The sequence below is a fragment of the Microbacterium aurum genome, assembly GCF_016907815.1.
In the GTDB taxonomy this organism is placed as follows: Bacteria; Actinomycetota; Actinomycetes; order Actinomycetales; family Microbacteriaceae; genus Microbacterium; species Microbacterium aurum.
In genome coordinates this window covers 320,190-339,454 of sequence record NZ_JAFBCQ010000001.1, presented here as the reverse complement: position 1 = coordinate 339,454, position 19,265 = coordinate 320,190, and the positions used below count along the sequence as shown (strand labels likewise).

The following is a 19,265-nucleotide window of genomic DNA, read 5'->3' as shown; positions in this document are numbered from 1 at the left end:
GGGTAGCGCGGGAGGGAGCATTCCCCATTAGCGTGGGACCCGTCGGCGCAGTTGCGTCGTCATCGCACGTACGTAAGGCAGTTCATGGCAACGCAGGGCACCGTCAAGTGGTTCAACTCGGAGAAGGGCTTCGGGTTCATCGCTCCCGATGAGGGCGGCGCAGACGTCTTCGCTCACTACTCCGCGATCGATTCGAGCGGCTACCGCTCCCTCGAGGAGAACCAGCGCGTCGAGTTCGAGATCGCACAGGGCCCCAAGGGCCTCCAGGCGGAGAACATCCGCCCCCTGTGAGTTTCTGACGGCCCGCCCGGTTTGCCGGCGCGGGCCGTCTCTCTCACACCCGGGCCGCGCTTGCGCGGCTCTTCGTCGTGGCGCGACGACCGGGTCAGACCCGGTCGGCCGCGTCGTCGTCGATCAGCAGGAGTGCGCGCAGCTCGTCGATCGTCTCGACGGATGCCGCCGCGCCGTCAGCCTCGTGCGGCCAGCTGAACCCCCAGCGCACGAAGATCACCGGCACGCCCTGTGCGGCGCCGCCCTCCACATCGTGGTGACGGTCGCCGATGAGCACAGGTCGGCTGATGTCACAGCCCGCCGCCGCCAGTCGCCGCAGCGCCTCGGCCACGATGTCGGCCTTCGACGCGAGCGTCTTCTCATCCGGCGTCGCCCCCGCCATCGCCTGAAGATGCGGCGCGAGGTCGAAATGCTCCATCAGCGCGACGACCTGCACCTCGGGCTTCGAGCTGGCCGTCGCCTGGGCGATGCCCGCGGCATCCAGGTCTGCGATGAGCTCGCCGACGCCGGGGTACAGTCGCGCGCCCGTCGTGTAACCGTCGGCCTTGCCGATCGTCCGGTAGTACGCCACCGCCTCGGCGGACTCCTCCGGCGTCATGCCGACGTTCTTCTGGAACGACTCGAACATCGGCGGGCCGATCCAGTGGACGAGCTCGGCGCGTGTCGGCGCGGGCTTGCCGAAGTGATCCAGGGCCACCGTCAAGCGCCGCAGGATCCCCTCGGAGGCGTCCACGATGGTGCCGTCCACGTCCCACAGCACGCAGGTCCAGGGTGATCTCGAGGCCATCGCTTCAGCCTATTGCCGGGGCGTGGGCGCGGCCGCCGCGCCGTCGTGGGCCGCGGCGCCGGGGCGTCGTCCGCCGCGGCGGCGAGGGTCAGAACAGGCGCGGGGCGCCGGACTCGTCGCCCTTCATGCCCTCGTAGTCCAGCGTCACGCACCGGATGCCGCGGTCGGCGGCGAGCACTTTCGCCTGCGGCTTGATCTCCTGCGCGGCGAACACCCCAGTCACCGGCGCGAGGTGCGGATCGCGCCCCAGCAGCTCGAGATAGCGGGTCAGCTGCTCGACACCGTCGATGTCGCCGCGGCGCTTGACCTCGACGGCGATCGTGCCGCCGGCGGGATTGCGCAGCAGCAGGTCGACCGGACCGATCGCCGTCGGGAACTCGCGTCGCACGAGCGTGAGCCCGTCGCCGATGACGTCGACCTGCTCCGCGAGCAGGCGCTGCAGGTCGGCCTCGACGCCGTCCTTCTGCAGCCCCGGATCGATGCCGAGCTCGTGTGCCGAGTCGTGCAGCACCTCGTAGATGCGCACGAGCAGCGCATCGCCGGTCTTCGCGTGGGTGACCCGCCAGTGCTCGAGCACGCCAGCCGAGCGCGACTCGGCATCCGGCTCTTCGACCGTCAACGTGCACGGCGGGCTCATCCAGTTCAGCGGCTTGTACGACCCGCCGTCGGAGTGGACGAGCAGCGACCCGTCGCCCTTGTGCACGAGCAGGCGCGTCGCGAGCGGCAGATGCGCGTTGAGTCGGCCGGTGTAATCCACGGAGCAGCGGGCGATGACAAGACGCACCCGACGAGTGTACGCGGCGCGCCCGACCCTCGGTCCCGCGCCCGGTCCACGCCCCGGTCCACGCCCGGCCGCGCTCGGTCCGCGCCGTGTCTCCGCCGACTGCGCCCGTTCCCGCCGAGCGGGCCGGGTATCGGCGTGCGATAAGGGGCGCGCTCGGCGAGAAGGGGCGCGCTCGGCGCAGGAGGGGGAAGGCGGGCGCAGGAGGGCGCAGGCGGGCGCAGGGGGTCGCCGCGTCGCGGCGGGTCAGTGGTGGCCGGCGCCGACCTTCGACCCGGCGCCGACCTTCGACCCGGCGATGGGCTTCGCGGCCGTCGAGGCGATGCCGCTCATCGCGATCAGCGCGACGATGATCCAGAGGGTGTTCAGGATGCCGATTCGATGGCTGATCCAGCCGAGCACGGGCGGGCCGCACAGGAACGCGACGTAGCCGATGGTCGCCGCCGCCGAGACGGATGCCGCGGCCTTGCTCGGGTTGTCCGCGGCCGCCGACATCCCGAGCGGAAAACCGAGCGAGGCGCCCGCGCCCCACAGCGCGATGCCGACGAACGCGACCGGCAGGTTCGGCGCGAGGATGAAGACGATGAGGCCGGCGCCGGCGGCGATCGAGAGGATGCGCAGCGTCCACACGCGCCCGATGCGGTCGACGATCGGGCCGCCGATCATCCGGAACACCGTCATCGAGACCGAGAAGACGGTCAGCGCGATCGCGCCGGTGGCCTCGGTCTCGCGGTGGCCGTCGACGACCGCGATCGTGAGCCAGTCGTTGGCGCTGCCCTCGGCGAAGGCCATGCCCAGGATGATCGCGCCGATCGCGTACGTGCGCGGGTCGCGCCACACCTCCAACGCCGCGGCGAGCCGCTCGCGGCGGGAGGGCGTCTCGGCGACGTCGTCGTCGGTCGCGGCCTGCGTCGGGACGAAGCGCAGCGAGACGACGCTGACAACGAGGCCGACGGCGGCGGTGACGCCGAGGTGCCACGAGACCCCGACCTGCAGCGTCGCCATCGCGACGCCGATGCCGGCTCCGGCGACCGTCCCGAGGCTGAAGAAGGCGTGAAACAGCGGCATGAGCGTGCGCGCGAACGCCTGCTCGACGGCGGCCGCCTCGACGTTGATCATGACGTCGGTCGATCCGAAGCACAGTCCCATGAGCGCGAGGCCCGCCGCGGCGATGGGATACGAGCCGAGCGCGTCCACACCGAACGCGGCGATGAGCAGCCCGGCCGCGACGCCGACGAGCGTGACCGACAGGCCGCGCCGGGCTCCCCAGCGCGCGACGATCACGTTGGCGAGCATGACGCCGGCGAGAGAACCCGCCCCCATCGCGAACAGCAGGATGCCGACCTCGAAATCGTCGATCCCGAGGTTCTGCTTCACCGCCGGCAGGCGCGAGGCCCACGACGCGAACACGAGTCCGCACAGCAGGAACAGCGTGAAGATCGCCGTGCGCCAGTGGACGAGTCGGGTTCGAGTCAGCGTGCTGTTCACCGGGTGAGTCTACCGAATCGATTCGACGACCGGATACCCGCGGGTTACCATCGGGTCATGACGAATCGTCGCGCCACGATCGCCGATGTCGCCCGCGTCGCGGGCGTCTCGCCGTCGACGGCGTCGGTCGTTTTCAGCGGCAAGACGCCGGTCTCCGACCCGACCCGCCAGCGGGTGCTCGACGCCGCGGCATCCCTCGGGTACACCGGACCCGACCCCCGCGCGGCGTCACTCCGGCGCGGACGCAGCGGCATCGTCGCCGTCGTGGTGGGATCGTCGCTGAACTTCATGTTCCTCGATCCGGTGCAGCGCCTGCTGATGGACGGGCTCGCCGAGGCCGTGGCGCCGCTCGGTGCGGGGCTGCTGCTGCTGCGCCGCGACGCGGGCATCGACAGCGAGAACGCCCCCACGCTGACCACGGCGTCCATCGACGCGGCCGTCCTCATCGGCTGCGACCGGTCGCTGCGCGAGACGCTCCCCGACGTGCAGGCCCGCGGCATCCCGATCGTCGTCGTCGAAGGGGATGCCGGGGACGACGTCCCCCGCATCGCCCTGGACAACCGCGAGGCTCAGCGCCGCGCCGCCGAGCACCTGAGGGACCTCGGGCACACCCGCGTCGCGATCGTCACCCTGTGGCAGGACGCCGCCGGAACCCGCGGGTGGATCGCGCCGGATGCCGACATCACGATCGACGTGACACGCGACCGCCTCCGCGGCGCGCGCGACGTCTTCCCCGACGCCCCCGCGTTCGCGAGCGCGCACAGCTCCATCGACGACGGCTTCGCCGCCGGACGCGTGCTCTTCGCCGATCCGCAGTCACGACCCACCGCCGTCATCGCACAGAGCGACCTGCTGGCCACCGGCGTCATCCGGGCGGCGGAGGAGGCCGGGCTGCGCGTGCCCCAGGACGTCAGCGTGACCGGGTTCGACGGCATTCCGGTGGACGGCCTGGCGCCGTACGAGCTCACGACGCTGTTCCAACCGGCGACCGACAAGGGCCGCGCGGCGGGCGCCGCCGTCGCCGCGATGCTGGAGGGGCAGGTCCCGGCATCCGTCCTGCTCACCTCGACATTCCGGCCCGGGAATACGACCGCCCCGCCGATGGCACCCTGAGCGCCCGGTAGACTGGGGACCCGACCCCCGCGACCTGTCAGGAGGCCCGCTTGCTCGTGCTCCTGGCTGCGTTCGCGGTTCTGCCGCTGGCGTTGCCGTGGTTGTACGCCCGCATCGGACCCCGCGCATTCCTCGTCGCCGCGCTGCTGCCGGTCGTCGCCTTCGGTCACGCGCTGACGCAGACCGGAGCGGTGATCGCGGGCGACACCCCCGAGGAGTCGTTCGCCTGGATCCCGCAGCTCGGCATCGACCTGTCGATGCGCATGGACACGCTCGGCTGGGTCATGACGCTCATCGTCACCGGCGTCGGCGCGCTCGTCCTCGTCTACTGCCGGTGGTACTTCGACGGCGGGGTCAAGCCGGGCGTCGGGCTCTTCAGCGCGGTGCTCCTCGGCTTCGCCGGGGCGATGTACGGCCTCGTCCTCACCGACGACGTCATCGTGCTCGTGATGTTCTGGGAGATCACCAGCATCCTGTCGTACCTCCTCATCGGCTTCTACCACGCGCGCGGAGCGAGCCGTCGTGCCGCCCTGCAGGCGCTGCTGGTGACGACCCTCGGCGGGCTCGTCATGTTCGTCGGCGCCGTCATGCTCTCGGTGCTCTACGGCACCAACAGCCTCGACGCGATCATCTCCGGCGCCGCGAGCCTGCAGCCGGGCGGCGAGGGGCTGCTCAACGTCGCGATCGTGCTGCTGCTGGTGGGCGCGCTCAGCAAGTCGGCGATCTTCCCCTTCCACTTCTGGCTGCCCGGTGCCATGGCCGCGCCCACTCCGGTGAGCGCGTACCTGCACGCCGCGGCGATGGTCAAGGCCGGCATCTACCTCATCGCGCGGCTCGCGCCGGCCTTCGCCGACAGCGATCCGTGGCGGCCGATCGTCATCAGCCTCGGTCTTCTCACAATGCTGCTGGGCGGCCTGCAGGCCATGCGCGAATCGGACCTCAAGCGCATCCTCGCCTTCGGCACCGTGAGCCAGCTCGGCATGCTGACCGTCGTGCTCGGCTACGGTGAGCGCAACTCCGCCCTCGCCGGGCTCGCGCTCCTCATCGGGCACGCCCTGTTCAAGTCGGCGCTGTTCCTCGTCGTCGGCGTGATCGACCGACAGCTGTCCACCCGCGACATCGGCGAGCTGTCGGGGGTGGGGCGCCAGGCGCCGACCCTGGCGGCGTTCTCGATCGTGGCCGTCGCCTCGATGGTCGGGCTCGCCCCCACCGTCGGCTTCGTCGCGAAAGAAGCCGCGCTGACCTCGCTGCTGGATGCCGGGTCGTCGCCGGAGGCGCTCATCCCGCTCATCGGCATCGTGCTCGGCTCGGTGCTCACGACCGCCTACGGCATGCGCTTCATCTGGGGCGCGTTCTGGACCAAGCGCGACGACGCCGGCCAGACGCCGCCCGTGACGACGTGGCCGGACCCGCCGATCGGCTTCCTCGCGGCCCCCATCGTCCTGTCGGGACTCACGGTGGTCGCCGGCTTCGCCGCGCCGCTGCTCGACGTCGCGTTCTCCGGCTACGCCGACACGCTGCCGAACCCGTTCGGCGACGAGGCCCATCCATACCACCTGGCGCTCTGGCACGGCCTCGAGCCGGCCCTGTTCCTCTCGCTCGGCAGCATCCTCGTCGGCGCGGTCCTGTTCTGGCTCACCTACCGCGCCCGCCGCGTGCCCCGCCGCATCCTGCCGTTCACGGCCGCCGACGTCTACAACGCGACCCTGCGCGGCATCGCCCGCGTCGCGGTGTGGACGACGACCTTCACGCAGCGCGGCTCGCTGCCGGAGTACGTCGGCACGATCTTCGTCGTGTTCGTGGCCGCCCAGGGCACGGCGCTCCTCGCCGGCGACGGGTGGCGGATCGCGCTGGACGCGTGGCAGACGCCGATGCAGCTGATGGTCGCGCCCATCATGATCGTCGCGGGCATCGTCGCCGTGCGCGCCCGCAAGCGCTACACCGGCGTCGTGCTCGTCTCGGTCACCGGCCTCGGCATGGTGGCGCTGTTCGCCACGAGCGGTGCGCCCGACCTCGCGCTCACGCAGATCCTCGTCGAGACGGTCACCCTCGTCGCGTTCGCCCTCGTGCTGCGGCGCATTCCCGCGCGCCTGGGCGAGCACAACGCGTCGGTGTGGCCGGCGGCACGCGCCGTGCTGGCCGTCGCCGTCGGCGCGACCATGGCGATGGTGGCGATGGTCGCGACCGGCGCGCGCGTCGCCGAGCCCATCTCCGACCGGTTCCCCGAGCTCGCCTACGAGGTCGGGCACGGCAAGAACGTCGTCAACGTGGCGCTCGTCGACCTGCGCGGCTGGGACACCATGGGCGAGCTGTCGGTGCTCGTCCTCGCGGCCACCGGCGTCGCCTCGCTCGTGTTCGTGACGCATCGCTCCGACCTCATCTCCCGCGCCATCTCCTCGCTTCCCACCGGCGCGACCCGCACGCGGCGGCCCCTCGTGGAGACCGACCAGGGCCCGCGGCCGCGCACCGCCGACTCGCGCAGCACCCGGCAGGCCTGGCTCGTCGGCGGGCAGCGCCTGCGCCCCGAGAACCGCTCGATCATGCTCGAGGTGATCGTCCGCATCCTCTTCCACACGATCATCGTGGTATCGATCTACCTGCTCTTCGCGGGCCACAACCTGCCCGGCGGCGGTTTCGCGGGCGGACTCGTCGCCGGCATGGCGCTCGTCATGCGCTACGTCGCCGGCGGCCGCTACGAGCTCGGTGCGGCTGCGCCGACGGATGCCGGGCGCCTCCTCGGCGCCGGCATGACCCTCGCTGTCGGGACCGCCGTCGTGCCGCTGCTGTTCGGCGCCGCGCCCCTGACGAGCTGGTTCTGGGAGGCCGAGCTGCCGGTCCTCGGCCACGTCGAGTTCGTCACCTCCACGCTCTTCGACATCGGCGTGTACCTCGTCGTCATCGGGCTCGTGCTCGACGTGCTGCGCTCGCTCGGCGGCGAGGTCGACCGCCAGGCGCAGGCCCTCCGCGACCGGGGGGTGAGCGTCTCGTGACCGTCTCGGGCGTGCTGATCATCATCATGGGCGTGCTGTTCGCCGCCGGCGTCTACGCGATGCTCGAGCGCAGCCTCACCCGCGTGCTCATCGGCTTCCTGCTGCTGGGCAACGCCACCAACCTCTTCCTGCTCGTCGTCATGGGCCGCCCCGGTGAGGCGCCCTTCTCGGGTTCTGCGGATCCCGACGCCATGAGCGACCCGCTGCCGCAGGCCCTCACCCTCACGGCGATCGTCATCACGTTCGCGGTGTCGGCCTTCCTCCTCGCCCTCATCTACCGTTCGTGGCAGCTCGGCCAGGCCGACACCGTGCACGACGACGAAGAGGACATCGCCGTGCGCGGCCGCGGCGCCGAGGAAGAGGACCAGATGGACGACGAGACGTCCATCGAAGACGAGGACGACGACGCAACGACCGACTTCATCGGGACCGACGCCGCCCCGATCACGATCCTGCACCACCGCGATGTCGACGGCATCCGCGACGATGCGCCCACCGACCGTCCCCGTCCGTCGTCCGTTGACGACGGTGAAGGGGGGATGCCGCGATGAGCGCCCTGATCCCGCTGCTCGTGACCCTGCCCCTGCTCGGCGCGGCCGTCGCGCTGTTCTTCGGGCGCGCCCGCCGCGTGCAGGTCGGCGTCTCGCTCGTGACGCTCACCCTCGTGCTCGTGATCGCCGCGGTGCTGCTGTACACGGTGGACTCGACCGGGCAGGCGCTCGCCGTCTCGGTCGGCGGCTGGCCGATCCCGTTCGGGATCGTGCTGTACGTCGACCGGCTCGCGGCGCTCCTCGTCGTCGTCTCGAGCGTCGTGCTGCTCGCGGTCCTCTTGTTCTCGGTCGGCCAGGGTGCCGCCGACGGTGACGACGACACCCCGGTGACGATCTTCCACCCGTCGTATCTGATCCTCGCGGCGGGCATCTTCAACGCCTTCATCGCGGGCGACCTGTTCAACCTCTACGTCGGGTTCGAGATCCTCCTGGTGGCCTCGTACGTGCTGATCACGCTGGGGTCGACGGAATCCCGCATCCGCGCCGGCGTCGTCTACATCGTCGTCTCGCTCGTCTCGTCGATCCTGTTCCTCGCCGCGATCGCCGCGATCTACGGTGCCCTGGGAACGGTGAACATCGCGCAGCTGTCCGAGCGCATGGGCGAGCTCCCGCAGTCCACCCAGCTGGTGCTGCACCTCATGCTGCTCTTGGCCTTCTCGATCAAGGCGGCCGTCTTCCCGCTGTCGTTCTGGCTGCCCGACTCGTACCCGACCGCGCCGGCTCCGGTCACGGCGGTGTTCGCGGGCCTGCTGACCAAGGTCGGCGTGTACGCGATGATCCGCACTGAGACGCAGATCTTCCGCGACAACGACGTCAACACGCTGCTGCTGGTCGTCGCCCTGGCCACCATGATCGTCGGCGTGCTCGGTGCCCTCGCCCAGGCCGAGCTCAAGCGCATCCTGTCGTTCACGCTCGTCAGCCACGTCGGCTATCTCGTGTTCGGCCTTGCGATCGCGACGCCCCTCGCCCTCGGCGCGACCATCTACTACATGGTCCACCACATCATCGTGCAGACGACGCTGTTCCTCGCGGTGGGCCTCATCGAGCGCCGGGCCGGCTCCACGTCGATCCTCAAGGTGAAGGGCCTCATGCGTGCGGCGCCCGTCATCGCGGTGCTCTACTTCCTGCCCGCCGTGAACCTCGGCGGCCTGCCGCCGTTCTCCGGCTTCATCGGCAAGTTCGCGCTGTTCGACGCGGCGGCCGAGGTGGGCACGCCGCTGATGTACATCCTCATCATCGGCGGGATCATCACGTCGCTGCTCACCCTGTACACGCTCATGCGCGCCTGGAACCTGGCGTTCTGGCGCGAGGACGACGACCAGGCCGACGAGCCGGCGATCGTCGAGCGCATCGAGTACCTGGGCGACGCGCCCGCCGCCGACGAGCAGAGCAGGCGCCGGGTCATCCCGCGCATCATGACCGCGGCGACGGCGGGCATGGTGGCGGTCGCCGTCGCGCTGACCGTCTTCGCGGGCCCGCTGTACCAGCTGTGCACCAGCATCGGCGATGCGCTGCTGACGCCCGTGACCCTCGTGCAGCTGGAACAGGAGGCGGGACAGTGAGCCCGACGGCGAAGGCTGCGGCGGTGGCGGTGTGGCGCCGGCTGCCCTTCTTCCTGTGGCTGATCGCGCTCTGGATGCTGCTGTGGGGACAGTTCACGGTGCTCGCTGCCGTCACCGGACTCGTCGTGGCGCTGTTCGTGACGCGTGTGTTCCGTCTGCCGCCCGTGGAACTGTCGGGTCGGGTGAACCTCTGGTACGGCGCCGCGTTCGTCGTGATGTTCTTCTTCGCGGTGCTGCGCGGATCGCTGCTGGTCGCGTGGCAGACGATCAACCTCGCGCGCTACCCCGGCACCGCGATCATCGCCGTGCCGCTGCGCACCGACGACGACCTCATCATGGCGCACGTCGGGGTCACGGCATCCCTCATTCCGGGTTCGCTCATCGTCGACGTCGATCGTGACCGCCGCATCCTGTACCTGCACGTCATCGGCGTCTCGAGCGATCGCGACGTCGAGGCGCAGCGCGCGTCGGTGCAGCGCTGGGAGGAGCGCATCGTGCGGGCCGTCGGCTCGCGGGCGCAGCTCGACGCGATCCGCCGCACGCCGGCGCCGAGAGGAGGTGCGGGCCGATGACCGTGCTCGTCGTCGTCATCTATGTCGTGTTCGCGATCGCGGCGCTGCTCACGCTCTGGCGGATCATCGTGGGACCGTCGATCCTCGACCGTGCCGTCGCCTCGGACGTGCTGCTCACCCTCGTCATGTGCGCGCTCGGCGCCGACATGGTGATCCACCACCACACCCGGACCCTGTCGGTGCTGCTCATCATCGCCGCGGTGGGCGTGTTCGGCTCGATCGCGATCGCCCGCTTCGTCGCACGGAGGGACTCCACCCGATGAACGAGATCCTCGACACCGTCGCGCTCGTGCTGGTGCTGATCGGCGCCCTGCTGTGTCTGACCGCGGCGATCGGCCTGCTGCGCTTCCACGACGTGCCGACGCGCCTGCACGCGGCCACAAAGCCCCAGGTGCTCGGCCTCATCCTCATCTGCATCGCGATCGCGCTCGCGCTGCGGGCGTGGCCGGTCGTCGCCTTCCTCGTGCCGATCGTCATGATCCAGCTCGCCACCGCGCCGCTGTCGGCGCACATGGTCGCTCGCCAGGCCTACCGCAATGGCACGATCGACGAGCGCTCGCTGTACGTGGACGAGCTCGCCGACGCCGGACGCACGCCACCCGCCGCCGGGGGCTGACCCGTCAGGGCGCGAGCGAGGGCGTGTGGCGGATGCCGAACTCGTGCTGCAGGGCGCTGCGCGCGGCGAACCATCCGGACTGGCCGTGCACGCCCGGGCCGGGCACCGTCGACGCCCCGCACAGGTAGACGCCGCGCATCGGGGTGCGCCACGGGTCGGTGCTCAGCACCGGCCGCGCGAGCAGCTGTCCGATGGTCGCGGCACCCGCCCCGATGTCGCCGCCGACGTAGTTGGGGTTGTGGGCGGCGAGGTCAGCGGCGGTCGCGCTGTGCGAGGCGATGACGACGTCGCGGAAGCCCGGCGCCACCCGCTCGATCGCCCGCGTGATCGCCTCGGTCTGGTCGACGGTGGAGCCGGTGGGCACGTGCGTGTAGGTCCACAGGGCGTGAGAGCCATCGGGCGCCCGCGACGGATCGAACACCGACGGCTGCGAGACGAGCACGTAGGCGGATGCCGCGTGTCGCCCGGCCAGCACGGCGTTCTCGCCGGCGGCGATCTCCTCCCGGGTGCCGCCGATGTGGACCGTGCCGGCGCGGGCGATCCGCTCGTCGGCCCACGGGACGGGCGCGGACAGCGCGAAGTGGACGGTCGCGGCGCCGCTGCCGTAGCGGAACCGCTCCAGCGCCCGGCGATAGCGCGCCGGCATCCGCCCCCCGGCGAGACGGACGAGCGCGCGGGGCGTCACGTCCAGCACGACCGCGCGGGCGGTCAGCTCGTCGAGGGAGGCGACCTCGTGGTCGGTGACGATCTCGCCGCCGTGGGCGCGCAGGTCATCGGCGAGGGCGTCGGAGATGGCCTGCGAGCCGCCCAGCGGGATGGGCCACCCGGCCGCGTGGGCGTGCGCCTGCAGGGCGAGGCCGGCGGCGGCGGCGACGGGACTGGGCTGCGGCACGATCGCGTGCGCGGCGACGCCGGTGATCATCGCGGGCGCCGTCGCGCCGGTGAACCCGGCCCCCCACAGCGGCGACCCCTGCCACAGGACGCGGAGGCCGAAGCGGGCGGCGACGATCGGATGCGGCGGCACCCGCAGCAGCGTCGACCCGGTGAAGCGGGCGACCTCTCGAGCATGCGCCGACAGCGGGCCGAGCAGGCGTCGGTAGGCGGCGCCGTCGCGGCCGAGCTCGTCGGCGGTGCGCGCGAGGTCGCGGTAGGCGATGCCGGAGGCGCCGCCGGGCAGCGGGTGCGCGAAGGAGACCTCCGGCGTCACGAACTCGACGCGGCGCGCAAGTCCGAATGCGCGGAAGAACGGCGACGCCAGCGCGAGCGGGTGCACCGCCGAGCACGTGTCGAACCGGAAGCCGGGGGCGGCCTCCTCCCGTGTGCTGGCGCCGCCGCCGAGCTGCGACAGCCGCTCGTACACGCGCACCGACAGACCCGCACGGGCAAGCGTCACCGCGGCCGCGAGCCCGTTCGGCCCCGACCCGACGATCTCGACGTCGGTCATGCCCCTCCTGCGGCGTCGGTCGCCGCGGCCGCGTCGGCGGCGGCATCCGGGGCGGCAGTGCCCTCGTCCGGCTGGGGGACGGCCGGCCGCGCCGTCTTCTCGCCCGCTTCGCGCTCGCGCCGTCGCCCCTCGCTGAGGAAGGCGAGCCGGCGCATGGTCTCCTCGTTGCGCAGGTGCAGCAGCGGCGCCCAGACGAATCGGGGCAGCAGACCCGCCGGGCCGCCGACGGGCTCCTCGCCGATGCGCACGACGCAGCCCTCACCGCGCGGCTTCACCTCGATCACGACGACCGCCCGGCCGAGCGGACCGGCCTTCGCGCGCAGACGGATGCGGCGCGGCGGCGACCACTCCACCATCTCGGTCTCGTCGTCGATGAGGATCGGCCACGCCCCCAGCGAATGGTGGATGCGCGCGCCTTCCGCGGGCCACTCCGGGTCGACGTCGCGCATGCGCGACGCGCCCACGACCCACACCGGATACACCCACCCGTCGCCGAGCACGGCGAACACATCGTCGGGAGTGCAGTCGAACAGTCGGACGCTCGTGGTGGCCATGGGTCTCCTTCGCCGTCCCTCCCGATGCTAGGCGAGGGTGCCGATGAGGACAGGGGGGTTGCGCTCGCCGGCCCGGCGACTCGTGCCGCCGAGGATGACGGCGCGCGACTCAGGATGCCGGGGTCAGCACGAGCGTGTTCGTCGCGGCATCCGCCACCTTCTCCCGCGTGAACAGCCACGGCGTCTGGCGCTGCTGCTGCCAATCGGCGAACTGGTCGTCGTAGTTGGGGTGGAAGGCGTGGCCGCTCGTGCCGGTCAGATGGTTCCAGCGCGAGGCGTCGATGTCGGAGAGGTCGACCGTCATCCGCATCGAGGGCACCGTGTGGGTCGCGAAGGATCCGTCGCCGAGGTACCAGCCCGTCGCGTCGACGACGGCGGATCCGCCGCCGACCGGGAACGGGCCGCGGTTGAACAGCCACTCGATCGGGGCGATGCCGCTCGATCCGAACGTGTCGCTGGTCAGCGTGATGGCGTGCAGGTCGCCCCAGTTCCACGCGTCGGGGTTGTCGCCCTGCAGCGCGACGAGCCGCGCGTAGGCGTCGGTCGCGGCGCGCTGGAGCATCTCGGACTGCCCCGACACGTCGAGGCGGTCGTTGGTCCACCAGGGCGACCCCGGTTCGTCGAGCAGCGTGTCGACGACGAGGAACAGCCGCGCCTGATCCGACAGCGGCGCCGGGTCGTCCCGGCGGGCGAACAGGTCCTGCGCGAGTTCGTCCCAGAGCACGTTGGCGAACGCGGCGGCCGGAGAGTCGGGCGTGTTCTGCGCGTCCCAGCTGTCGAGCAGGTCCAGGGCGCGCTGGGCGTCGGCATCCTCGAGCGTGATGTCGGCATACGCGGCGACGAGGCGCTTGCCGATCCAGAACTCCTGGTCGGTCTGGACCGCGCTCATGTCGTCGGCGGTGAGCTTGCCGCCCGCGATCGCCCGCTCGAGGAGATCGGTGATGCGCGCCGCGCGCCAGCCGTAGTCGAAGTCGGAGCCGAGGAAGTACGGGTAGTCCTGCCCCACCAGCGGGTTGTTCGCGGTGACGATGTACCCGGATGCCGGGTTGTACGACACCGGCAGGTCGTCGAACGGGATGAACCCGGTCCAGTCGTACGCCGAATCCCACCCGGGTTGCGGCATGGTCCCGTCGCCGGCGCCGCGGAGGGGGAGGCGCCCCGGCGCCTGGTAGCCGATGTTGCCGTCGCGGTCGGCGTAGACGAGGTTCTGCGCCGGCACGTCGAACAGCGTCGCGGCGTGGCGGAACTGCGCGAAGTCCTGTGCCCTGTTCAGCGCGAAGATCGCGCTCGCCGTCGTGCCGGGATCGAGCGCCGTCCAGCGCAGCGCGACGGCGTACTCGCCGGCCGGCCCCGTCGGGGCGGGCGACGCGGCATCCGTCGACCCGGTGTACGGATCGGACGCGACCGCGGTGAATCCGTCGGTGAGCCCCGACACGATCGGGCCGTGCACGGTGGAGCGCACCTCGAGGGTGACGTCCTCGCCCCCGGCGACCCGGAACGTCTCGGTGCGGGTCTCGAGCGGCACGAGCGCGCCGTCGCGCCAGTACGCGTCGCCGTCGATCTTCTCGAGGTAGAGGTCGGTGACGTCGGCGGTGAGGTTCGTGAACCCCCACGCGATCTGCGCGTTGTGCCCGATCACCACGCCCGGCACGCCCGAGAACCCGAATCCGGCGACGTCGAACGGGCAGTCCTCACTCACCGTCCGGCAGCGCAGCCCGACCTGATGCCACACGCTCGGCAGCGACGCCCCCAGGTGCGGGTCGTTGCTCAGCAGCGGCAGACCGCTCTCGGTGAGCGCGCCCGAGACGACCCAGGAGTTCGAGCCGATCCCCTCGCCGACTCCTCCCAGAAGGGCCGAGGCCGCTTCGACGACCGAGCCCACCTCTTTCCAGGCGACGGATGCCGTGGGCACCGCGGCCGGGTCATCGCCCGGCGCCGGCGCGGGAGCGTCGGTGGTGATCTCGGGCACGATCACGGGGTTGGTGTCGTACGGGTACCCGGGGTAGAGCTCGGCGATCTGCTCGGGCGAGAGGGTCTGGGCGAGGATCGCGCGCTCCGTCTCCTCCTCGACGTTGCCGCGGAGATCCCACGCCATCGCCTTCAGCCAGGCGACCGAGTCGGCGGGCGTCCACGGCTCGATCTCGTACGACGAGTTCTGCATGCCGAGGATGGCATATTCCAGCGAGACGTCGGCGCCGTCGTGGTCGGCGAGGTAGGCGTTGACACCGTCGGCGTAGGCCTCGTAGTAGCCGCGGGTGGTGTCGTCGAGCGCCGCCACCTCCTCTTCGGCGACGTGGTGCCACCCGAGCGTGCGCAGGAACGTGTCGGTCGGCAGCTGCGACGCCCCGAACAGCTCCGACAGGCGGCCGCTCGTCACGTGGCGGCGGAAGTCCATCTCCCAGAAGCGATCCTGCGCATGCACGTACCCCTGTGCGTGGAAGAGGTCGTGGCTGTCACCGGCGACGATGGTCGGGATGCCGAGCGCGTCGCGGTGGACGGTGACCTCGGCGTCGAGCCCCGCGACCGCGACGGTGCCGTCCAGCTGGGGGAACGAGCGCTGGATCGTCCACACCACGACGCCCGCGGCGATCAGGGCGATGACGGTGAGTCCCGCCACGACCGAGAACGCGATGATCCCGATGCGCCGTCCCAGCGAGCGACGCGCGGGACGGGGTGGGGCGTCGGATGCCGGTGCACCGGCATCCGGCTCGGCATGCGTGGCGTGGGAACCGGTGAGTGCGGGGAGATCGGACATCGTCGTCAGAGTGCCTTCCGGGGGCGGCGGCTTCGGTGCGGCACGCACGGCTCGGGTGCCGCGGACGGATCCACGCCCCCAGTCGGCGGATCCGTCATCGCATGCTAACCCGGCGGACCGACGGCGCGCGTGCACCGATGGGCAGTTCTCCCCATGGGACCACGGCCCGCACCGGCGCTATCGTGTCGGGAGAGCGCATCGGGCGCGGCGGGGAAGGGGGTCGGATGTCGGCGATCAAACCGGTGTTCCGGGAGCTGCGCGAAGCGGTGGTGCACGGCATGGGGCACGCGCAGCGCAGGCTCCACCAGGTCGCGGACAACCTCGACGATCACCTCGACGACGTCGTGAAGGCCGTGCGCGACCAGGACACCTACGACGACGCGGTCTCGCGCGGCTGGCTCAAGAACCTCAAGCTCCGCCGTGGTGAGAAGACCGACGCGGGCTGGCACTTCCTGCCCGAGAAGGATCGTGTGGCGTCGGGCGATGTGCCGAACTACCCGGGCGAGTACACGCTCGACCTGCACGGCTCGCCGACGCAGGTGCAGGGCCCGACCGGATCGATGCTGGACGCCGCGGACTTCGCCGACATGATCAAGAAGCGCACCGACTGGGACGGCGAGACCCCCATCCGCCTGTTCTCGTGCGACACCGGCGCGCGGCCCGACGGCTTCGCGCAGCAGCTGTCGACCATCCTGAAGGTCGATGTGACCGCGCCGACGAAGCCGGTATGGTCGCAGAAGGGCGGCGCGCCGTTCGTCACCGACATCGACCCGGTGACAGGTGCTCCGGTCATTCCGCCGAACGGCACCTGGGTCACCTTCTCGCCGAAGGAGTGAGCAATCGCATGGTCAAGCAGGCATCCGTCTTCCAGTCCGGGTGGGTCGCCACCGCAGAGGGTGAGCGTCCGCCGCTGAACGAGGAGCGGTTGAGCCCCGAGGAAGCCGCCAAGGTCGGCGCGTACCTTGAGAACGGGGCCGTTGTCATGCACACCACGGCGCGTGGCGTGGACGTCCTGGCCGACGACGCCCGGGTGGTGCCGCTGACGATCCGCACCGACGGCGAGTACGTCTGGACGGGGCCGGTCACCTATTACGTGCAGACCTACGGCGTCGCCCCCGACCCGGAGTTCCTCGCCCACGTCCGGGGGCAGGGCTACGAGGCGCGCACCCCGACGGACGACGAGATCGCCGCCGCCGCGAAGGTCTTCGCTCCGCCGGCATAGCCGACGCTCTCCGCCGGCGTAGCCGACGCTTCCCGCCGGCGTAGCCGTCGCGCTCAGCCGATGAGGCTCGGCTGCAGATCGCGCAGGGTGCGCCGGTGCGTCATGCGCGTGACGCCGAGCGTGGCACGCCCGGAACGGTAGGTGAGGGCGGTCGCCGGCAGGGCTTCGTCGCGGCGGCCCTCGGCGACGCCGGTGAGGTCCACGCGCATCACTCGGCCTCGCTCTCCGTGGCGGACGGGCTCGCCGTGTTCTCCGCGGTGTCGAGGAGGGCGGGGTGCGCCGCGAGCAGCGCCTCGCTCTCGCGCCACGACAGGCCCGCGACGCTCAGCACGGTGCGTACCGCGAGCGAGGCCGCGGCGGGCGAGGAGGCGTCGAAGCGGGTGATCGCGAGGCGCGCGGCCTCTTCGATGAGGCGTCCGAGCGTGGGGGCGGCGATGTCGGTGCGCAGCGACGCGTCCTCCTGCCCGGCGCGCACGATCGCCGCGACCGTGCGGCGCAGCGGCGCGAGGGCGGCGCCGGTCTGCTCGACGTGCGCCTCGTCCAGGGCGAGGGCCGCGGCGACCTGGACGTGCGCGGCCTCGGCCCACAGTGCCGCGGTGAGGCGCGCGAGGGCGAGCGGCGGCGAGGGCTCGTCGAGGGCGGAGGCGATCGCATTGAAGCGCTGCGCGCCCGAGGAGATGAGTTCGGCCAGCAGGGACTGACGGTCGTCGAAGTGGCCGTACAGGGCTCGACGCGACAGGCCCGCGGCGCGGGCGATCTGGTCGATCGACGCGCTGGGGTCGGTCGCGAGGGTGGTCGCGGCGGCGCGGAGGATGCCGGCGCGGTTGGCGGCGGCATCCTTCCGGGGACGGCGGGTGGGAACGGTGGACGTCACTCGTTCAGTGTATAAACCTGCACACGCTTGTGCAAGTTTTCACCGAGCCGTTCCGTCTCGGTGCGCTCGCTCGACGACCGGGGACGGGTCAGTCGGCGCCGAAGTCGTACATCGCCGACTCGGATGCCGCCTCGACCGCCTCGGCGAGGGCTTCGGTCTCGGCATCCGGCTGCTGCGCCGACTCGGTGATCTCGCCGGACTCGCCGGCCGTGACGCGGCCGACGAGCTCGCCGGTGGCGCCGCCGATGAGGCCCATGCCGGCGTACTGCTCCAGGCGCGAGCGCGAGTCGGCGATGTCGAGGTTGCGCATCGTGAGCTGGCCGATGCGGTCGGTGGGGCCGAAGGCGGCGTCGCCGACGCGCTCCATCGAGAGCTTCTCGGGTGCGTAGGAGAGGTGCGGGGCGGTGGTGTCGAGGATCGTCCAGTCGTCCCCGCGACGCAGGCGCAGCGTGACCGTGCCGGTGATGGTCGACCCGACCCACTTCTGGATCGACTCGCGCAGCATGAGCGACTGCGGCTCGAGCCAGCGGCCCTCGTACATGAGGCGGCCCAGGCGCCGGCCCTGCTCGTGGTAGGTCGCGAGGGTGTCTTCGTTCAGGATGCCGTTGACCAGGCGCTCGTAGGCGATGAACAGCAGCGCCATGCCGGGCGCCTCGTAGATGCCGCGCGACTTCGCCTCGATGATGCGGTTCTCGATCTGGTCGCTCATGCCGAGCCCGTGGCGCCCGCCGATGCGGTTGGCCTCGAAGACGAGCTCGACGGGGTCGTCGAACGTGACGCCGTTGAGAGCCACGGGGCGCCCGCCCTCGAACGCGACGGTGATGTCCTCGGTGGCGATCTCGACGGACGGGTCCCAGTACTTCACGCCCATGATCGGGTCGACGGTCTCGAGAGACACGTCGAGGTGCTCGAGGGTCTTCGCTTCGTGCGTCGCGCCCCAGATGTTCGCGTCGGTCGAGTACGCCTTCTCGGCGGAGTCGCGGTAGGGGAAGCCGTGCGCCACGAGCCATTCGCTCATCTCCTGGCGCCCGCCGAGCTCGGTGACGAAGTCGGCGTCGAGCCACGGCTTGTAGATGCGCAGGGCGGGGTTCGCGAGCAGGCCGTAGCGGTAGAACCGCTCGATGTCGTTGCCCTTGTAGGTCGAGCCGTCGCCCCAGATGTCGACGCCGTCCTCCTTCATGGCGCGCACGAGGAGGGTGCCGGTGACAGCGCGGCCGAGCGGTGTCGTGTTGAAGTACGTCTTGCCGCCGGAGCGGATGTGGAAGGCGCCGCAGGCGAGGGCGACGAAGCCCTCTTCGACGAGCGCCGTCTTGCAGTCCACGAGGCGCGCGACCTCGGCGCCGTACTCGAGTGCGCGTCCCGGGATCGCGGCGATGTCGGTCTCGTCGGGCTGGCCGAGGTCACCCGTGTAGGTGCAGGGGATCGCGCCCTTGTCGCGCATCCACGCGACGGCGACGGAGGTATCGAGGCCCCCGGAGAAGGCGATGCCGACGCGCTCGCCGACGGGCAGGGACTGGAGGACCTTCGACATGGGACTCAAGTTTAGTGAGCGGATGCCGGGCTCTGCGCGGCCGCATGAGCGAGCGCGCCCGTGCCCGACTCACCCTGGTCGGGTGACGGTGTCGGGTGCGCCGATGCCGCGCGGGTCTCGCGGATCGGCGCCGG

General features: G+C 71.5%; 19 protein-coding genes. 10 read left to right on the top strand and 9 right to left on the bottom strand.

The features are described from left to right. The first annotated feature begins 84 nt into the window (after window positions 1–84). The gene (locus JOD60_RS01630; RefSeq protein ID WP_076691931.1) at window positions 85–291 is read left to right on the top strand and encodes a cold-shock protein; all 207 of its coding nucleotides are present in this window, start codon (window positions 85–87) and stop codon (window positions 289–291) included. 94 nt (window positions 292–385) lie between these two features. On the opposite strand, the gene JOD60_RS01625 is transcribed toward JOD60_RS01630, so the two are convergent. From JOD60_RS01625 to JOD60_RS01615, 3 genes are all read right to left on the bottom strand, one after another. Further along, window positions 386–1,078, bottom strand: a complete 693-nt coding sequence (locus JOD60_RS01625) for an HAD hydrolase-like protein (RefSeq protein WP_076691930.1) — start codon at window positions 1,076–1,078, stop codon at window positions 386–388. A gap of 88 nt (window positions 1,079–1,166) precedes the next feature. Next, window positions 1,167–1,862, bottom strand: a complete 696-nt coding sequence (gene nucS, locus JOD60_RS01620) for an endonuclease NucS (protein ID WP_076691929.1) — start codon at window positions 1,860–1,862, stop codon at window positions 1,167–1,169. A 243-nt stretch (window positions 1,863–2,105) separates the two neighbouring features. Continuing rightward, window positions 2,106–3,347, bottom strand: a complete 1,242-nt coding sequence (locus tag JOD60_RS01615) for an MFS transporter (protein WP_076691928.1) — start codon at window positions 3,345–3,347, stop codon at window positions 2,106–2,108. A gap of 57 nt (window positions 3,348–3,404) precedes the next feature. Between JOD60_RS01615 and JOD60_RS01610 the strand changes: the two genes are divergently transcribed. From JOD60_RS01610 to mnhG, 7 genes are read left to right on the top strand one after another with little or no spacing between them, the layout of a single operon-like run. After that, entirely contained in the window at window positions 3,405–4,460 is a 1,056-nt protein-coding gene (locus JOD60_RS01610) for a LacI family DNA-binding transcriptional regulator (protein WP_076691927.1), read from the top strand. 50 nt (window positions 4,461–4,510) lie between these two features. Continuing rightward, a complete protein-coding gene (locus JOD60_RS01605; protein WP_076691926.1) occupies window positions 4,511–7,450 on the top strand; it encodes a Na+/H+ antiporter subunit A in 2,940 nt (979 codons plus the stop codon). Then, the gene (locus JOD60_RS01600) at window positions 7,447–8,001 is read left to right on the top strand and encodes a Na(+)/H(+) antiporter subunit C (RefSeq protein ID WP_076691925.1); all 555 of its coding nucleotides are present in this window, start codon (window positions 7,447–7,449) and stop codon (window positions 7,999–8,001) included. Before JOD60_RS01605 ends, JOD60_RS01600 begins: the two co-directional genes overlap by 4 nt. Beyond that, window positions 7,998–9,563, top strand: a complete 1,566-nt coding sequence (locus tag JOD60_RS01595) for a Na+/H+ antiporter subunit D (protein WP_076691924.1) — start codon at window positions 7,998–8,000, stop codon at window positions 9,561–9,563. The genes JOD60_RS01600 and JOD60_RS01595 overlap by 4 nt, the downstream gene beginning before the upstream one ends. Continuing rightward, window positions 9,560–10,135: a Na+/H+ antiporter subunit E gene (locus tag JOD60_RS01590; RefSeq protein WP_076691923.1), complete on the top strand. Its 576-nt coding sequence runs from the start codon at window positions 9,560–9,562 to the stop codon at window positions 10,133–10,135. Before JOD60_RS01595 ends, JOD60_RS01590 begins: the two co-directional genes overlap by 4 nt. Next, window positions 10,132–10,398: an MrpF/PhaF family protein gene (locus JOD60_RS01585; RefSeq protein ID WP_076691922.1), complete on the top strand. Its 267-nt coding sequence runs from the start codon at window positions 10,132–10,134 to the stop codon at window positions 10,396–10,398. The genes JOD60_RS01590 and JOD60_RS01585 overlap by 4 nt, the downstream gene beginning before the upstream one ends. Further along, on the top strand, window positions 10,395–10,751 hold the full coding sequence (gene mnhG / locus JOD60_RS01580) for a monovalent cation/H(+) antiporter subunit G (protein WP_076691921.1): 357 nt from the start codon (window positions 10,395–10,397) through the stop codon (window positions 10,749–10,751). The genes JOD60_RS01585 and mnhG overlap by 4 nt, the downstream gene beginning before the upstream one ends. A 4-nt stretch (window positions 10,752–10,755) precedes the next feature. Here mnhG and JOD60_RS01575 read toward each other — a convergent pair whose 3' ends face one another. The 3 genes from JOD60_RS01575 to JOD60_RS01565 all read right to left on the bottom strand — a co-directional run bounded on the left by JOD60_RS01575 (window position 10,756) and on the right by JOD60_RS01565 (window position 15,504). Next, window positions 10,756–12,195, bottom strand: a complete 1,440-nt coding sequence (locus JOD60_RS01575; RefSeq protein ID WP_076691920.1) for a phytoene desaturase family protein — start codon at window positions 12,193–12,195, stop codon at window positions 10,756–10,758. Further along, window positions 12,192–12,749, bottom strand: coding sequence for an SRPBCC family protein (locus tag JOD60_RS01570; protein WP_076691919.1), 558 nt, complete (start codon window positions 12,747–12,749; stop codon window positions 12,192–12,194). The genes JOD60_RS01575 and JOD60_RS01570 overlap by 4 nt, the downstream gene beginning before the upstream one ends. Window positions 12,750–12,858: 109 nt before the next feature. After that, the gene (locus tag JOD60_RS01565) at window positions 12,859–15,504 is read right to left on the bottom strand and encodes a penicillin acylase family protein (protein ID WP_084202197.1); all 2,646 of its coding nucleotides are present in this window, start codon (window positions 15,502–15,504) and stop codon (window positions 12,859–12,861) included. Window positions 15,505–15,728: 224 nt separating this feature from the next. Between JOD60_RS01565 and JOD60_RS01560 the strand changes: the two genes are divergently transcribed. After that, the gene (locus tag JOD60_RS01560; RefSeq protein ID WP_076691918.1) at window positions 15,729–16,340 is read left to right on the top strand and encodes a DUF8616 domain-containing protein; all 612 of its coding nucleotides are present in this window, start codon (window positions 15,729–15,731) and stop codon (window positions 16,338–16,340) included. Further along, window positions 16,337–16,726 (top strand): hypothetical protein, encoded by a 390-nt coding sequence (locus JOD60_RS01555; RefSeq protein ID WP_157128003.1) that lies wholly within the window; start codon window positions 16,337–16,339, stop codon window positions 16,724–16,726. Before JOD60_RS01560 ends, JOD60_RS01555 begins: the two co-directional genes overlap by 4 nt. Before the next feature lie 53 nt (window positions 16,727–16,779). Here JOD60_RS01555 and JOD60_RS01550 read toward each other — a convergent pair whose 3' ends face one another. The 3 genes from JOD60_RS01550 to argG all read right to left on the bottom strand — a co-directional run bounded on the left by JOD60_RS01550 (window position 16,780) and on the right by argG (window position 19,131). Beyond that, window positions 16,780–16,938, bottom strand: coding sequence for a hypothetical protein (locus tag JOD60_RS01550; RefSeq protein WP_157128002.1), 159 nt, complete (start codon window positions 16,936–16,938; stop codon window positions 16,780–16,782). Further along, a complete protein-coding gene (locus JOD60_RS01545; protein WP_076691916.1) occupies window positions 16,935–17,600 on the bottom strand; it encodes a TetR/AcrR family transcriptional regulator in 666 nt (221 codons plus the stop codon). Before JOD60_RS01545 ends, JOD60_RS01550 begins: the two co-directional genes overlap by 4 nt. An 88-nt stretch (window positions 17,601–17,688) precedes the next feature. Further along, window positions 17,689–19,131, bottom strand: coding sequence for an argininosuccinate synthase (gene argG / locus JOD60_RS01540; RefSeq protein WP_076691915.1), 1,443 nt, complete (start codon window positions 19,129–19,131; stop codon window positions 17,689–17,691). Window positions 19,132–19,265: the final 134 nt, after the last annotated feature.

Coding starts and splice junctions, on each gene's coding strand:
- JOD60_RS01630 (WP_076691931.1), top strand. CDS start 85: ATGGCAACGCAGGGCACCGTCAAGTGGTTCAACTCGGAGAAGGGCTTC.
- JOD60_RS01625 (WP_076691930.1), bottom strand. CDS start 1,078: ATGGCCTCGAGATCACCCTGGACCTGCGTGCTGTGGGACGTGGACGGC.
- JOD60_RS01610 (WP_076691927.1), top strand. CDS start 3,405: ATGACGAATCGTCGCGCCACGATCGCCGATGTCGCCCGCGTCGCGGGC.
- JOD60_RS01595 (WP_076691924.1), top strand. CDS start 7,998: ATGAGCGCCCTGATCCCGCTGCTCGTGACCCTGCCCCTGCTCGGCGCG.
- JOD60_RS01585 (WP_076691922.1), top strand. CDS start 10,132: ATGACCGTGCTCGTCGTCGTCATCTATGTCGTGTTCGCGATCGCGGCG.
- mnhG (WP_076691921.1), top strand. CDS start 10,395: ATGAACGAGATCCTCGACACCGTCGCGCTCGTGCTGGTGCTGATCGGC.
- JOD60_RS01575 (WP_076691920.1), bottom strand. CDS start 12,195: ATGACCGACGTCGAGATCGTCGGGTCGGGGCCGAACGGGCTCGCGGCC.
- JOD60_RS01570 (WP_076691919.1), bottom strand. CDS start 12,749: ATGGCCACCACGAGCGTCCGACTGTTCGACTGCACTCCCGACGATGTG.
- JOD60_RS01565 (WP_084202197.1), bottom strand. CDS start 15,504: ATGTCCGATCTCCCCGCACTCACCGGTTCCCACGCCACGCATGCCGAG.
- JOD60_RS01560 (WP_076691918.1), top strand. CDS start 15,729: ATGTCGGCGATCAAACCGGTGTTCCGGGAGCTGCGCGAAGCGGTGGTG.
- argG (WP_076691915.1), bottom strand. CDS start 19,131: ATGTCGAAGGTCCTCCAGTCCCTGCCCGTCGGCGAGCGCGTCGGCATC.